Source organism: Pseudoalteromonas piscicida (genome assembly GCF_002208135.1).
In the GTDB taxonomy this organism is placed as follows: Bacteria; Pseudomonadota; Gammaproteobacteria; order Enterobacterales; family Alteromonadaceae; genus Pseudoalteromonas; species Pseudoalteromonas piscicida_A.
In genome coordinates this window covers 3,649,268-3,663,645 of the sequence record NZ_CP021646.1, presented here as the reverse complement: position 1 = coordinate 3,663,645, position 14,378 = coordinate 3,649,268, and the positions used below count along the sequence as shown (strand labels likewise).

The window sequence follows — 14,378 nt, the reverse complement described above, 5'->3', positions numbered from 1 at the left end:
TTCGTTGTGTATACTTAACGAAGTATTAGAAGCTACGGTATACTACGCAATCACCTATTTGAGCCACGTACCATTATAGATATTCAATATTGAATAACAGGTACGGCCATTGATAGTAAATCTGATTGAGAAAGTCATACTATGAGCCAACAACCTACTCCACCCTTTGAGCTACAGATACCTAATCACTGTGTTGATGCCTTTCGCCGCTTTAGCGTTGCACCCATGCTGGATTGGACGGACTTTCAATAAAATTAGCTAGTTTTAAGTTTTGAGGGTGATATAGGGGTGACTAAGGAATTGTTGTGGATCAAAGTCACCCTAAAAGAATAACTTAAATAATGAACTACATGTAATTTTTATTTACAATGTTCCTTTAATTTTAAAAAGGAATATTTACATGAAGTACTTTGCAATCCTTCTAATGGCCGTTTCCTTCAATTCTTCGGCAATCAGTGTAATTGATCATCTAAAATCTGTACCAGCTACCAAATATGAAATTGGTTATGTGCAACTTAGTCTATTTAGCTTTTTGCTTAATGAGCGGTTGAAAGGCGAACCTGTGCCTAATTCTGACTTCGACTACGGTGGTACTAAAGTTTATCAAGATGACTTTCACTTAGGGGTTGAGTTCTCGTTTGTTGGACGATCGAAATATTTGACCCAAAATACATGCGCTCAACATAAGGTAATGGTTGAAAAAATCTTTGATAAAAGTGCTTTGATTAAGGATATTTGGTCCGGCCTAACGGCAGAGCAATACACTAAGCTTGAGAGTGAATTCCCATATGTCGTAACGCTGATTGACGAAAGCAACTCTAATCTAAGAATCAACTGCGGCAAGCCATAACCAGATATGGTAATTTGGTTATCATATCCAGATTACATGTCTAATAATTAAATAGATTTTAAGCTAAGCTTGAATCTGCGTTTTATTAAATTATAAATGATTTTCATATCAGATCTGGAAGGCTAAATGTTTGATAAGATAAAAGAGAACCAAGCTGAGCTAGAAACACTTTCTAATAGCTGGAGTGTTATTTTAGGGGTTGTATTTGTAGTCGAAAGCTTGCTTTCATATATTTGGACTTTTAGGTATTTCGAATTGTGGGGGGTTAAAGCTTTTGACTTTGTTGAAGTTACAGATATTTATTCAATTACTCTATCGACCAATGGATTATTTACATCTATAACTATGGTTATATTTGTTTTCTTTTTATATTTGTTATTTAATTCTATAAAATACAAAGTTAATTTAAACAAAAAACCTTACTCTTATGTATATAAATTTAATAATGATGGTGAACGGGAAGATCCTAGCCTTAACCTTATTGTTTATAGTTTTATACTTACTTTGATAACAGCTATGATTTTATATCTCTCACTTAGTAGCTTTAATACACAGTATGGTAATAGATATTATTTAGAGAGGTTTGAGATAGAACTAAAGGGAGAGAAAAATTCTGACTTGAAATGTGTCTATATAATAGCAAATACGAGTGGCAACTTAGTTGTTTGGGATTATCAAAGAGAAGTAGTAAGTACTGTATCCAAAAGAATGGTTGCTTACTATTCAAAAATATATGACGTAGCACCAGAGTATGAATATATTCGCCGTAGTAAAGTCGGAAAATTTTCTTCCCCCCTAGAAATGAGAGGGAGAAAAAAACAGAGGAAAGCATTGCAGCAGTTAATGAGTGGATTATGCAGTTACCTGATTCTTGTAAGTGATTACAGTATTGCTTAAAGAGACTTACCAGTAAAAACAACTCTACCAACCAAAGTACAATTCCCATTAATTGGCACTAGCTGTTCCGGCCAATTGGGATTTAGTGCCTTTAAGAACTTCTGCCCGCCCTCGATGATTAGCTGCTTAAAGGTAGCTTGATTATCGTCATCTAGTCTTGCCACTACATAAGAGCCGTGAACACAAGCGGCCTCAGGGTCGACAAATATCAGATCACCGTCTTGGAACTTTGGTTCCATGCTTACACCTTGCACCCTTAGTACAAAAGATTTATCGCTACAATTAACAGGGCAAAGAAAGTGTTCGGCTTCTAATTGACTGACTTCTTGAATATCAGCCCATGCGCCAGCTTGAACCCAGCTGATCAAGGGAAGCCTATTTCTAATTTCGGGTCCAATGGATGCGTTATCAAGTTCACCAACTCCAAACTGCAAATATTCAGGTGTACAGCTAAGAGCTTCTGCTAATTTATCTAGTTTTTTTGTAGTCTGACTTTTCCCTGATTCGAGCTTTTGAAGTGTTTGCTGTGCCATATCTGCCAGTTCAGATAGCTTCACTTGTGTTAAGCCCAACTCTTTACGTCTATTTCTTATTCTTTCTCCGATATTCATAACAGTCCCTTATAGGTGCTTAAACAGCCTGAATTATATTTTTATCATCTTTAACTACCGTTAATAGCTATTTTACAGCGAAAAGGGGTATTGACAACCGCAGCGTGGCAGTATTAAATTACCGCCATAGACAGTATTTTAGTGGTTTTTTTATGAAAGGTATAAAAAGGGCAGTAAAATTGTATGGTGGACAGACAAAGCTAGGCAACGCATTAGGTGTTAAACAAGCTTCAGTTTGGGATTGGATAAATAAATATGGACAAGCCCCAGCAAAGTACATCAACAAAATTTCAAAACTAACGAATGGTCAGGTTTCAGTAAGTGAGCTGTTATCTGATCACGAGAAATAAGGACATAGCGATGAATATGACTTTTGCGCTTTTAGCTCGTTTTAATAATCCAGTGGTTCCGCTAAGGGATGTGTGCAAAGAGTTTTTTGGTGTAAACCCAAAGACCGCTGAGCAACATGCCAAAGCGGGTAAGTTTCCAATTCCTACATTTAAGATGCGTGACTCTGAGCGTGCGCCAACATTCGTTAACGTGAATGATTTGGCTGATTATCTCCAAGCACAGTACGACAGCGCCCGAGCTGAGTGGGAGCGTGTGCAATCATGAGCCATACCGTTGTTGAAGTTGAAGAGCTGATCACTGATCCAAGCCATTGGGAAATCCAAGTAATGAAAGTGCAGCAACTACGCGCGCAAATTCGGGCGCACAAGGCAAGGCGTGAAGCAGAGGCCAAGCGCCTAGAGCAAGAACAGCGTGCGCGCAAAAATGGTGAACGTAGCAATCAGTTATTAAAGTCGGCGCTGGCAATGGCCGCCCGCAATCGCATGAATGAACGGGTTGTGCTGTGAGTGTGACACCAGAGTCTCGTTCACTCCCTATTTGCTGGGAGCTGGTTGATACCAATACCGACAACCCCAAGATGCAGCCCATTACCATTACACGGGCTGCGCCTCATTGTTGGGGCATGTTTGGGTTTGATAAAACCGCAGAGCAAGTAAAAGAGCGTCTGGCGCAAATACCAACTAATCGTTTGCGCCGCATTGCTGCCCGTGAATATGCCAAACGTTTTAACTCAAGCAGTGCTAAAAACCCCGAGCGTTCTGCCAATATATATCTGCGCAAAACCACTGAGCGAGTGAGCGAAATTATCGAGCGTTCACCGCTTACCGTCCGCGAATTAAACAGTAAAAAAGCCCGTAAAGATAAAGCCAAACAACTGGCAACGATCTGCCAGCAAATGGGTATTGTCGAATTTACTCACTCAATGACAGAGGAAGATTTAGAGCAGCTTGTATTTGCAGGTTACATCGCAATGCACGACTTTACTTTGTCACAGGGGATAAAGCCGCCTTACCAAGCAACGTTTAACGCCGCCAAGTCCACGCGAATAGAGGATAACTGGCAGCGTTGCAATACTCATTTGCTAGCCGACCGATTAGAACGTGGTATTCGCCGCATGCAATGTGATAAGTGGTGGCTGCGCAAGCTCGACCGTTTGCGTGACACCACGCTTGAGCATTTGAATATCACCATGGGGCAGGTCAAAAAAGGGAGCTCCCCTTATGCCAGTAAAGACGCTGTGCAAGAGTTTCGCCACAGCAAAAAGTCACAGGCCGAGTGGGTCGAGTCTATGCAGTTGGAAAGCAAAGACGGCGACACCATCGATTTAGCCAAGGTATTCGAGGGGTCTATTTCAAACCCCGAGATCAGACGCATTGAAATGATAGTGCGGATCAGAGGTTACAAAGAGTGGGCAGAACAACAAGGCATGTCCTGCATGTTCTACACCATCACGGCACCGTCCAAGTACCATGCCAACAGTGATAAATACAACAATGCTTCACCACGGGAAACCCAAGAGTATTTGGTAAAGCAGTGGGCAAAGGTTCGTGCTGAACTATCCAAAGCTAGAGTAAAAGTGTTTGGCTTACGCATTGTTGAGCCTCATGCCGATGCAACCCCGCATTGGCACATGGTGCTGTTTATGAAGCCGAGTGACGAGCCCACAGTAACCAACACCCTGCGCCGCTATGCTTTACAACATGACGGCGACGAACAAGGAGCCGCGAAAAACCGCTTTGATGCCACGCCTGAAGACAAAAGCAAAGGTGATGCTGTGTCTTACATCATCAAATACATTTCTAAGAACATCAACGGCGCGCACATGGATGATATGTACGATGACGAAACAGGCCAGCCAATAGAGCCAGAAAACGGAATAGTGATGAATGTGGCTGCGTGGGCGAGTCGTTGGCGTATTCGTCAATTTCAGTTTATCGGTGGCGCACCCATTGGCCTTTGGCGTGAGTTTCGCCGTGTCCCAAAGGAATCCGTTGAAAAGCTATCTGAAATTGCAAAAGAGATATTCGAGGCCGCAGATAATAGCCGTTTTGCAGAATTTATTGAACTGCTAGGCGGTGCGCTCCGTGAGCGGGAATGCCCCGTTGAGCTTGCCAAAGAACTCAACGGCACTAACCACTATGGCGAGGATAAAAAGCGCGTAGTTGGAATTGTTTCAGACGGGGTGACTTATTTAACCAGAGCCACGCAGTGGCTACTAAAGAAGCGCGACAGCGATTCTCCTTGGAGCACTGGAAATAACTGTAATACCCAAGTCCATGATTGGCAGGTCGGACACGGGGATAAGTTAGATCCCATCTTTTTAATACCCCCTGAGCATCGCCAAGCAGTCATGCGGGGGGCAACTTACCAAGAAACAGACGAAAGAAACCAAACTGTTACCCATTATTGGGTTAGCGGTGGGCAGCTAATGCAGGAGTCAATGAGTTATGCAGCACAGAGTTAGATTAATCAAAGACAAAATAGAACAAGCGCAGCGCTTACCAGCGTTGAAAGCGGGCAAGAAAATCGAGCTTGCCGAAAGCGTATTAGATGAAACTGTTTCACTACTTTATGAAATGGTCAGCCGCATAGAAATTTTGGAGGCGCACTATGGCGAAATCGAGTAACGAGGAATTAGGTGTAATTGAGTGCGACGGCTGCGGCACATTTGCCAGCATTCGCCGTCGTAAAAATGGCAAAAAGCTTTTGTATTTGCACTGCAAAAACTGCGGATTAGACCAAAGAAGCGGAGCGAATTTACAAGCGAAATGGGCAAAGGCTATTACCCAGCAAAGCCAGCAATCACAAGCTTTACAAAGCGAAATTAGAGAACCAGAGCAAACGGTGAGCCACCACACTACAGCACCTGACGAGTGGGCACCAACATTTGAGCAAAACAATAGCGAACTAGGAGCAAAAGCAGATGCAAGAACCAGCGAAATCACTACCGAACGAGATGCAAAAGACACCGATAGCGACAGCCATGGAGGATCTAACCTTTGGGGCTGGCTCGCAGTCTGCGCACTTGGAGTCGCAGCCATTGCCACAGGTGGAAGAATACAGCCATCTCGATAAATTCACCGCTGAGTCGAGCCACGAACCGCAAGCGGACGAAGTGAGCGAAACGGAAGCAATGACCGACACAGATATTAGCGCCCTTGCAGGTTACGGAGTGTCGTCACTGGCTGACTTTATTGAATCGACGATTGAAGCCCCTGTCATTATCGACCATGACACCCGAGAGGTAATAGCGGAAAAGGCAACGCCTGTTGTTCGTAAATATTGCAAAGGTGATATGCCGCCTTGGTTTGCGAGGTGGAAGGAAGAAATTGAACTTGGCCTTGTGCTTGGTACGGCCGCAATATCAGTTTACAAACAGATCAAAGCACACGAAAAAGAGCAGAGCAGCAGCGAAAACCAAAGCGAAAAACAGGAGGTAGTTAGTGCCCATTAACCCTAACAATGCTTTAAAAGCAAAGCATGTTTGTTATTTGGCAGGAACTGGCGGCGGTAAAACAACGGCCGTTAAGCTATTAGATTTAGTCGGCGAGCAATGCGCGATTTTCGATTTATATGGCGACTATAAATATGATGGCCGCAAGCGCGGTCACTTCAATGGCTTGGGTGGCCGTGCGGTTTATCACTTCAGCAGCAGAAAGCAGTTTGCTCAAGCCTTTGTGGATGCGTGGCGCTCGGGGAAAAAGTTTGTGGTTGCGTATAGCCCCGACTTTCCAAAATCCTTGAAGGGCGAAAAACTGAAAAAGGCCAAACAAAACGAACTGTATTGGTTTGGTCAGCTAATGTGGGAAGCGGCAGACGGGAACCGTGAACTACATGTTGTGATTGAAGAACTCGCCAAGTTAAGCGATACCGTTGGTAAAGATGACTCGATCATTGGTGAGCTAGCGACAGGCGGGCGTAAGTTTGGTGTGGTACTTCATACGGTTTTCCAACGTTCTCAAGAAGTACCAAAAACCATTTGGAATAACTCACCGCGCAAAGTATTGGGCGCACAAGAAGCGCAAGCCGATGCAAAGCGTGTTGCGGTAGAGCTAGATGCCGATCTGCAAGACATTTATCAGCTCAGCAAATTAAACGCTCACTACGAAGATGAGCGCCTTTATTACCTGATGAAATACAAAGGAGGAATAGGCAACATTGAGCCAAAAGTTATCTATTTAAAAACAGGACAAGCCAAAAAACTCACCTTTGACCAACTTCGAGCTGCATAAAAAAGAAACAAAAAGAGCGAAAATTTCGCTCTTTTCGCTATAGGGGGAGCGAAAACCATTGTACAGCGGAGCGAAACGGCTGATTTATTAATTAGCGATTTTTTCAAGCACATAGGTAAATCGCATGATCAGTAAAACAGTTTTAACGTCCGTGGGTATGACTTTGGGCGTTTTAGCCGTACTAACTAACGTCCGCGCACTTCGTCCAATCAAGCGCACAATCGTAGGTTAAGGGGCGTAATGTTAGAAGTTTCTCCACTTAATAACCTAACTGGCGTTGCCGCTGGCGGGAGTGTATCTGTCACACTACCAGTTGGCCGTACTTACGAGAAAATTCATTTTGAATATTCTGGTGTCACGCCCGAGCAAATTAAAAATTTACGTGTAGAGCTGCAAGGCCGCACACTTACCGAGTACGGTACGCTGCAAGATCTACTGGATGAAAACGCCTACTTTAAGCGTGAGCAAGCCGCAGGGTATGCAACATTGTATTTTGCCCGTCCTGAGATCCAAGGTGTATTAAACCCGTCTTTGGTCGAACAACGCTTTTTCTCCCTTGGTACGGTGGGGCTTTCTATCGTGCAAATTAAGTTTGATATTGCCCAAGATGCCACAGCGCCAGTGATTAAAGCATTTGCTGAAAAGTCATCTCCAAGCGCACCTGGTTGGCTGTTTAAGCGTCGAACATTTCGCTACAACTTTGCAGTGGGTATCAACGAGATTGAGAACTTACCACGCCCATTAGGTGCAAAAATTGCCTTGATTGAGATTAAAAAGGCGGGGTTGATTCAGCCGAATTTCTCGTGAACAACGTGAAATGGCGCGACCACATTCCAGCACCGCTGCACAAACACCACCTTAAACAGCGCGGGCGCTCACCGCGAGCGAATACTCACGCCATTGACTTGTTCTTATCTGGTGATGTGTTTAGCGCGCTGGCACTAGACAACAGCATTAACGATATGCGCTTACGTGTTGAGGCATCGGAAGCGGGCAGCGCTGAAGTCGTCGTTCATTACTTTGACGATTACGCGAAATCAACATTCTAAGGGGTTGAGTTATGCAACCAGAGGGAGCGCCAACAGTGGCGGCAACAAATACCGGTGGTGGCTTTTGGGATGGCGCGAACTCATTTTTGGGGAACGCGCTCAAAATGTGGGGCGATTACGAGAAAGTAAAAGCGGTTAAGTCTTCCAATGGGATCACCCAAAAAGAGCACATGAACACAGCTGAGCTAGATAATGGCGCGGCTGTGCTTGTGGATGCGCCAAAAACCCAAACGGCGCAGCCTAGAGAGCCAATGGTTTTCGGTTTACCTCAAAAAACCGTGCTGTATGGCTTTGGTGGGCTGCTAGCAGTGGCTTTAGTGATGAAGGCAATGAAATAAATGAATAATCCAAAGAACTTGAAATATTTTGCGTATGGGGTGGCTATTTCGGTAGTCGGTGCAATTGTGGCGGACTACGTTCGCGACTGGATGCGTGACAAGGATCAAGCCTGATGGTTGGCGCAATGTTAGGCGCTACGGGGGCTGTGCCTAACCTGACGAATGGCGCGGGCAGCCCGATTAGCTCTAGCGCGTCATCTCGAACAGGCGACCAAACACAGTCAATTGGTTTTACAGGCGGCAATATTAACTTTGGTGGCAGTGGTAATAATCAGTTGCTGATTATTGGGGTTGTGGCCGTTGCCGCGTGGTACGTGTTGAAGAAGTAGGGGGCGAAATGCGAGTGGCAAATATTAGCGAAATTCACCACATTCAATCTGCGGCAGCACAAGATTTTGAAGTCATAAAAGCAGAGATAGAAAAAGGCTTGGCGGTATTGGTTGAGTTTGCTGGTTGCTATTGCGTGCTTCGCCAAGACCGCGATGGGCTTTGTGTGGTCTGTGCAGAGGGTAAAAATTTGCGATTAATCGCGCCATGTATTGTCGCGCTTGCACGTAAACTGCTGGCTCCCTCTATCGTGTATCACACAAAGCGCAAGGCGTTAAACCGTTTATTGTCGGCTTATTCATTTGTCTACGAATCGACAGATGAAGACGGCTATGCAGTTTATAGGATGGCTCTAGATGGGTAGTAAATCCAGAAGCAGATCAAGCCAAACCACGCACAATACCAGCACAAGTCTTGGGGTGCAGGGTGATAACAATGGTTATATCACTAATGGTGATGGCAACACTTACAACATAACACAAACCGATCACGGCCTTGTGGGTGCGATTGAGTCACTTGGGGCGGATATGATGGCTGCAAATATCGCGGGCTTTGATTATGCCAGTGACCTAGCTCGTGATGGTTTTGACTACTCCAGCCAAGTGAATCGCGATTCGCTTGAATTTGCAGGCGGCGCGATGACTGATGCTATGGTATTTGGAGAGCGCGCACTTACACAAGTGAGTGATACGGCCAGTAACGCAATGCTCTTCGGTGAAAATGCAATGGCGCATACCAGCGATATTGCAGCTGATAGCATTCAGGCGCAAAGCGCACTTAGCCGTGACGTAATAGCGGAAAACAGCGATCTCGCCCGAGAAATGATGACCATTTCAGCGGGAATAAGTAGCGACGTTGTCGGTTTTGCGGGCGACACCATCGACACCACCGTAAGCGCCCTTGATGGTGCGAATGCGCGGATGAGTGACGTGGCGATCTATTCGATGGATAACGCATCCAATTTGGCAAAAGACTTGGGGCTTCAATTTATGGAGTCAACATCCAAGGCGCAAGAAACCTTTAATGACCAAACATTGCTTGCCCATAAACAGGCTTTGCAATTTGCCGATCATGCGAGCCGTTCTGATGGGCAACAGCTCGCAATCAGCACCAATAAAACCATGATGTACGTAATGCTGGGCTTAGGTGGAATGTCGATGGCCGTAGCAATGATGAGGGCAAGCTAATGTTGATAAGTAACGAGTTAAAGGCGGGAGATGTTTGGGAGGTTAACGATGCAGGAACTGCATTCGCAGTTGTTCGTTCCTCGCTTGGATTGAGAGTGAAAATGTTCGATGAGCATGGTAAGGCGGTACTAGATAGTGATGTTGTTCAGGGACTTAATCTGAATGATATTCGCTTTGCTTCGCTCTACCTTCACGCTGAACGAGATATGCGAGTGACAGTATGGGTTGGAAAGCATAAGTATGACTATACTCCACAGCCTGAACGTGCGGCCTCAATAGTTTCTCGAACAATTGCAACCAGACCCGGTGTAAATAAATTACTTGATTTCGACCCACCACGATTACGAGCATTAATAGAAGCACCTTTTGATATGTGGATTGGCGGTGCGAATATGAAAGCCGAGTTTGGCGCAATTAAAAATGGGCGGCTATTCAAAGGTGGTTCCGAGATTGAGCTCACAAACTTCGGTGATATTTATTATTTTATCTCAGCCGAAAATAAGCGCGTGTTTCAATCCCAAAGTATCCAGCTACCGTATGTTGTTAAGTGGCTAAACTACAACAATAACATGCCATATACGCGCTCTCAGTTAGAGGGCGAGAGCGTGCCTTATTTTGATGTGTTTATCCCTGATGAGCTGGACAACGTCCCGTTTGATTTGCAAATAGACGACACAGTCAGAACCTATCCGTGGACTGAGACAGGGGGCGGTCCATACGAAGCGGGAATATACGCAACGGTTGGGGATATTGGTACGGAAGTGTTAAAGCTGTTCAAGTATGACCGAAGTGTAAATACGAGCAAAGTGTCTACGCCTGAAGGTGATACAAACTGGCCTTATGGCAATAAAACGTTAAGTATCACGCTATCAAAGGGGTGGCACAGGTTATTTATGGCCTGTGTATCACCACCCAAAACAACCGCTCGGGAAAACGGCCACGCCAACTTCACACCATCTGTGATGTATTTTGAATCGGTGTTCACCAATCAAGATGCGCTGCTTTCGTTGGGTGATGTGCAAATTCTTGAGGAACGGGCGTAATGCGGCTCGAAACATCACACATCATCACAGCGTTAATTGTTTTGGGAATTGGGGTATACATGACGACGCAGCAATCAGCGCGGGGGATCCGCAATAACAATCCACTTAATATTGAAGCGGGTGAAAATTGGGTTGGCTTAGTTGGCACCGATGGCCGCTTTGCTATTTTTGAAACCGCTGAACATGGCATTCGTGCAGCCGCGCGTATCTTGCGAACCTACGCCACTAAATACGGCATTGTGAATATAGACGGCATTATCAATAGGTGGGCACCGCCGACTGAAAACGACACGGCTAATTATATCGAGTTCGTATCGAAACGTGTGGGCGTTGATAGTCAGCAGCCATTGTCTGAAAGCGATTATCCAAAGGTGATAGCAGCCATGATAACCATGGAAAATGGCGAGCAACCATATCAACCCGAGCAAATACAACGCGGTTTTGAATGGGGTTTTATGGGTAATTTTATTAGTAAAAACTTGAGCCTTTTACTCACTATTGGCGGTATTTATTACGTCTACAAATATATTGATAACGGCTCTAAATCGGTTACTGAGCCGCTGGGCAACTGGCTTGCAAAACTGCAATTTAAGGCGAACGGTTCACATGATATTGAGCGCGAATGGGCGGGTTTTTTTCTCGATAGGTCAAAACTAGATTTTAGCTATCGCGTAAAAGACGAACTGTGGCTTGAAGCCATCTTAAAGTTAAACCCACAGAACCAAGCGTTGGTAGATACCATTTTTGATGCTGATATGCGTTTACGGCCAGAGTACCAAGTACTGCTAGACGCTGAGGTATCACCACAAACCATAGCAACCGTACAAGCGAGGTAACCATGAGCGACAGCGCAATTTTAGGCATTTTAATTCAAGCTGGGGTGGGCATTGCCACCATAGCCACCATCAAAACAGACGTAAAGTGGATAAAAGACACGTTTAAAGAAGAGTTAAGATCCATTAAAGCGAGGCTAACTAAACTGGAGGACAAGCGATGTTAGGAGTATTCAGCAAGTATCTGTTAACGCGAATTTGTATTTATACCGCAGAGCGCTTAGTAAAGCGCTCTGATAATAAGCTTGATGATCAAATTGTCGATGCGGTAAAACAGGCGCTCGGTGTGAGTCCTTAGCGCAATTGAATTGTCAGATTTTTATCGAATCTGACAATCATACAGGTGTCATTTTCGGACGGTTAAAAGTTTCGCAGTGGAACGATTTGTTATGGCTCAATCATCTTTGTTTCTTCAAAATTGCAGGTGGAACACTTATATTCCCTTTCTTTCGCGCCCAAGCGACCAAATGTTGGGTGTGGTCTAGTTGAAATTATTTTGAAAGTTCGATTATTACAACTTGGGCATCTTTCACCTGATGCACTAGTAATATCTTCGAGCTTCTCTTTTAATGATACGTTTTCCGAAACTAAATCTGCAATTTTTAGCTTAGCGTCTGCTAATTCCAGACTTAAGTCTGCAAGTAGATTCTTAAACTCTGCGTCTTCGATATTTTTACCGACCTCGCGAAGTCTAGTAGCTAACGTAATTGCAGTAGAAACAGTGGTAAGTATATCAGCCATAAATAGTCCTGTTGCTTAACTTGGGTATAACGTTTCAATAACGGATAAGCTTCTCTCTTGTCCCAGTTTATTGACTTGATACAACCCGTTCAATTTTAGTTTATGTTATTTGTTGTTTTAAATGCTTGCTGAGCGCCAAAACTCATAAAGTAAAAGACGCTACTAATTTGAAATTTTATTCTTTAGGCACAGTTTATACAGTTGAAGCTGTTACCTATTTGGTAAGGTAATTTATTTGTTCTTGTTTTCTTTGCGAAGATTCTTGCTTGCCAGTGTTGAAAGGTAGTAGGCAGTGGCAAGATCTTTAATCGCAGCAGCATGTTCAACTGCAAACAGAACAGCACCTTTTAAGTCAGTATATAGTGCTACTAACAAGGTGATGTCTAATCCGATCATAGATTGTTTCCTGATACTTGTCTGGCAAGAAGCCAACACAAACGTACCAGAGCGTTAATATTGAATAAGTTGGTCTACAAACCTCCTTGTTGGATATTCATGAATTAATGCACACGAGATGGTTAAGCATAAGTGTGTGCAAAGTACTTGGAAAACTACTAAGTAGTACTTTTGTATCAAACTTGTTGATTTTTAGCTAGCTATAAAAATATTTGCTAGCCAATAAACTGATCTAAGGCAAAAAAATGTACAAATTGCTCATCTTCCTAAATATGGGACGTGCGCTGCTTTTTGCTAATTGGGTTTAACTCTTGTCATGCAATTTATGCGGAAACAACTGAGTATACACCTGCCAAAGAATATTTAAATTCCGATGCCCAGTAACTTGGGCAACTTCTTCAATCGTATAGCCCTTTTCAAAAAGTCGGCTTGCTCCTTCGCGGCGTAAGTCGTGATAGCGCAGATCTTCAATTCCTAATTCATTACGTACCCGTTGGAACCCTGCGGTTACGCTTCGTGGGTTGTGGGGAAATACTCGCTCATCGATTTTTGGCTGACGCTTTGCAATATCAAACGAGCCACCAAGGAGCGGTACTATCATGTGATTACCTGCTTTTTTGCGGGGGTCTTTTCTATCTCTGACCATCACCGTTTTATGCTGGGTGTTTAGGTCATCCCAAGTGATTTTGCACACTTCCCCTATACGCATACAAGTCAGTAGGCTAAAGTCTAAAATATCAAGGTAAGGAATGCGCTTGGCGCCGTTCGGACGGTACTCCATCCGTTTTTGTAGTCCTTCGCGCAGTCGTTCGAGTTCATCACTTGTTGGACGGCGGGTGCGCTTTTGGCTTTTGCCAACCAGCCCCATATCGATTAACACCGGTACGGCATCTTCAAATATTTTATAGTTGGCGTCTATGTTCCAAACGGGATAGGCCACCTTCATCACCGAGCGCAGGTAAGCAACATCATGATAGATAGTTGAAGGGCTTGCGCCAGCATCGCGGCGGTTTCTGCAATGCTCTATCACATCACTTACTTTAAGCGCATTAGATTGGATTTTGGCTATATCGCAATCCATCAGCATCTTAATCACGTACTGCTTAGTGCGGCCTGTTCTATTCCACAAGTCGTGATCTTCAAAGTACATATTGAGTAGGGTGCCTAGGGTGACTGTGCGTTTCTTTTCAGTCACCCTTTCAGTTTCAAGTTCATGTACACGCTTTTTGCCCCATGTATCGGCAAGTGCTTTTGTGCTGAATGTTTTGCTTTCATTGTGTATAATCTTGCCTTGGCTTTTCTCGCGAACTATACATTTATAGCGGAGTTCGCCAGAGCTAAGCTTGCGTTTTTCGATTCTAAAACCAGCCACAGGAATTCCTTATAAGTTATTGATCTGTCCTACCCATGAGGGGTGACATGAGGGTGACTGTATACCGAATTTTATGGAATTTCAAGGCGATCCAGAGCACTAGAGGTACTATGCAAAGTTCAGTTAAATCAGGCGCTAAGCCAGAAAATAC

General features: G+C 44.2%; 24 protein-coding genes. 20 read left to right on the top strand and 4 right to left on the bottom strand.

The features are described from left to right. Positions 1-400: 400 nt before the first annotated feature. Positions 401-850 (top strand): hypothetical protein, encoded by a 450-nt coding sequence (locus B1L02_RS16825; RefSeq protein ID WP_088531945.1) that lies wholly within the window; start codon positions 401-403, stop codon positions 848-850. Between the two features lie 126 nt (positions 851-976). Beyond that, positions 977-1,747 (top strand): hypothetical protein, encoded by a 771-nt coding sequence (locus B1L02_RS16820; protein ID WP_088531944.1) that lies wholly within the window; start codon positions 977-979, stop codon positions 1,745-1,747. Here B1L02_RS16820 and B1L02_RS16815 read toward each other — a convergent pair. After that, the gene (locus B1L02_RS16815) at positions 1,744-2,358 is read right to left on the bottom strand and encodes a LexA family protein (protein ID WP_088531943.1); all 615 of its coding nucleotides are present in this window, start codon (positions 2,356-2,358) and stop codon (positions 1,744-1,746) included. The two genes, B1L02_RS16820 and B1L02_RS16815, sit on opposite strands and share 4 nt — an antisense overlap. A 104-nt stretch (positions 2,359-2,462) precedes the next feature. Here B1L02_RS16815 and B1L02_RS16810 point away from each other — a divergent pair, with 104 nt between their 5' ends. The 18 genes from B1L02_RS16810 to B1L02_RS23810 all read left to right on the top strand — a co-directional run bounded on the left by B1L02_RS16810 (position 2,463) and on the right by B1L02_RS23810 (position 12,016). Beyond that, positions 2,463-2,708, top strand: a complete 246-nt coding sequence (locus B1L02_RS16810) for a YdaS family helix-turn-helix protein (RefSeq protein WP_410477290.1) — start codon at positions 2,463-2,465, stop codon at positions 2,706-2,708. Positions 2,709-2,718: 10 nt separating this feature from the next. Next, entirely contained in the window at positions 2,719-2,973 is a 255-nt protein-coding gene (locus tag B1L02_RS16805; RefSeq protein ID WP_088531942.1) for a pyocin activator PrtN family protein, read from the top strand. After that, positions 2,970-3,215, top strand: coding sequence for a hypothetical protein (locus B1L02_RS16800; RefSeq protein WP_088531941.1), 246 nt, complete (start codon positions 2,970-2,972; stop codon positions 3,213-3,215). The genes B1L02_RS16805 and B1L02_RS16800 overlap by 4 nt, the downstream gene beginning before the upstream one ends. Further along, positions 3,212-5,173 (top strand): replication endonuclease, encoded by a 1,962-nt coding sequence (locus tag B1L02_RS16795; protein WP_197696991.1) that lies wholly within the window; start codon positions 3,212-3,214, stop codon positions 5,171-5,173. The genes B1L02_RS16800 and B1L02_RS16795 overlap by 4 nt, the downstream gene beginning before the upstream one ends. Beyond that, a complete protein-coding gene (locus B1L02_RS16790) occupies positions 5,157-5,336 on the top strand; it encodes a hypothetical protein (RefSeq protein ID WP_088531940.1) in 180 nt (59 codons plus the stop codon). The genes B1L02_RS16795 and B1L02_RS16790 overlap by 17 nt, the downstream gene beginning before the upstream one ends. Beyond that, entirely contained in the window at positions 5,320-5,784 is a 465-nt protein-coding gene (locus B1L02_RS16785; RefSeq protein WP_088531939.1) for a hypothetical protein, read from the top strand. The genes B1L02_RS16790 and B1L02_RS16785 overlap by 17 nt, the downstream gene beginning before the upstream one ends. Then, on the top strand, positions 5,693-6,163 hold the full coding sequence (locus B1L02_RS16780) for a hypothetical protein (RefSeq protein WP_167651265.1): 471 nt from the start codon (positions 5,693-5,695) through the stop codon (positions 6,161-6,163). The genes B1L02_RS16785 and B1L02_RS16780 overlap by 92 nt, the downstream gene beginning before the upstream one ends. Next, complete coding sequence (locus B1L02_RS16775) at positions 6,153-6,941, top strand: ATP-binding protein (RefSeq protein ID WP_223191951.1); 789 nt, start codon at positions 6,153-6,155, stop codon at positions 6,939-6,941. Before B1L02_RS16780 ends, B1L02_RS16775 begins: the two co-directional genes overlap by 11 nt. Before the next feature lie 240 nt (positions 6,942-7,181). After that, positions 7,182-7,748: a major capsid protein P2 gene (locus tag B1L02_RS16770; protein ID WP_232003105.1), complete on the top strand. Its 567-nt coding sequence runs from the start codon at positions 7,182-7,184 to the stop codon at positions 7,746-7,748. Further along, positions 7,745-7,990 (top strand): hypothetical protein, encoded by a 246-nt coding sequence (locus B1L02_RS24590; RefSeq protein WP_232003104.1) that lies wholly within the window; start codon positions 7,745-7,747, stop codon positions 7,988-7,990. The genes B1L02_RS16770 and B1L02_RS24590 overlap by 4 nt, the downstream gene beginning before the upstream one ends. 11 nt (positions 7,991-8,001) lie before the next feature. After that, positions 8,002-8,328: a hypothetical protein gene (locus tag B1L02_RS16765; RefSeq protein WP_088531937.1), complete on the top strand. Its 327-nt coding sequence runs from the start codon at positions 8,002-8,004 to the stop codon at positions 8,326-8,328. Between the two features lie 113 nt (positions 8,329-8,441). Next, positions 8,442-8,657, top strand: coding sequence for a hypothetical protein (locus B1L02_RS16760; protein ID WP_088531936.1), 216 nt, complete (start codon positions 8,442-8,444; stop codon positions 8,655-8,657). Between the two features lie 8 nt (positions 8,658-8,665). Then, the gene (locus tag B1L02_RS16755) at positions 8,666-9,019 is read left to right on the top strand and encodes a hypothetical protein (RefSeq protein ID WP_088531935.1); all 354 of its coding nucleotides are present in this window, start codon (positions 8,666-8,668) and stop codon (positions 9,017-9,019) included. Beyond that, positions 9,012-9,842 carry a hypothetical protein gene (locus B1L02_RS16750; protein WP_088531934.1) on the top strand — a complete coding sequence of 277 codons (831 nt, stop codon included), beginning with the start codon at positions 9,012-9,014 and terminating at the stop codon, positions 9,840-9,842. Before B1L02_RS16755 ends, B1L02_RS16750 begins: the two co-directional genes overlap by 8 nt. Continuing rightward, positions 9,842-10,885 carry a hypothetical protein gene (locus tag B1L02_RS16745; protein ID WP_088531933.1) on the top strand — a complete coding sequence of 348 codons (1,044 nt, stop codon included), beginning with the start codon at positions 9,842-9,844 and terminating at the stop codon, positions 10,883-10,885. Before B1L02_RS16750 ends, B1L02_RS16745 begins: the two co-directional genes overlap by 1 nt. Next, positions 10,885-11,721 (top strand): hypothetical protein, encoded by an 837-nt coding sequence (locus B1L02_RS24175; RefSeq protein WP_197696990.1) that lies wholly within the window; start codon positions 10,885-10,887, stop codon positions 11,719-11,721. The genes B1L02_RS16745 and B1L02_RS24175 overlap by 1 nt, the downstream gene beginning before the upstream one ends. 2 nt (positions 11,722-11,723) lie before the next feature. Further along, positions 11,724-11,885, top strand: a complete 162-nt coding sequence (locus B1L02_RS23815; protein WP_157757252.1) for a hypothetical protein — start codon at positions 11,724-11,726, stop codon at positions 11,883-11,885. Further along, a complete protein-coding gene (locus tag B1L02_RS23810; RefSeq protein WP_157757251.1) occupies positions 11,879-12,016 on the top strand; it encodes a hypothetical protein in 138 nt (45 codons plus the stop codon). Before B1L02_RS23815 ends, B1L02_RS23810 begins: the two co-directional genes overlap by 7 nt. Positions 12,017-12,105: 89 nt before the next feature. Here the strand turns inward: B1L02_RS23810 and B1L02_RS16735 are convergent, their stop codons facing one another. From B1L02_RS16735 to B1L02_RS16730, 3 genes are all read right to left on the bottom strand, one after another. Continuing rightward, complete coding sequence (locus B1L02_RS16735) at positions 12,106-12,459, bottom strand: hypothetical protein (protein ID WP_088531932.1); 354 nt, start codon at positions 12,457-12,459, stop codon at positions 12,106-12,108. A 231-nt stretch (positions 12,460-12,690) separates the two neighbouring features. Continuing rightward, the gene (locus B1L02_RS23805; protein WP_157757250.1) at positions 12,691-12,855 is read right to left on the bottom strand and encodes a hypothetical protein; all 165 of its coding nucleotides are present in this window, start codon (positions 12,853-12,855) and stop codon (positions 12,691-12,693) included. 304 nt (positions 12,856-13,159) lie between these two features. Continuing rightward, positions 13,160-14,227 carry a site-specific integrase gene (locus B1L02_RS16730; protein ID WP_088531931.1) on the bottom strand — a complete coding sequence of 356 codons (1,068 nt, stop codon included), beginning with the start codon at positions 14,225-14,227 and terminating at the stop codon, positions 13,160-13,162. Between the last annotated feature and the right edge of the window lie 151 nt (positions 14,228-14,378).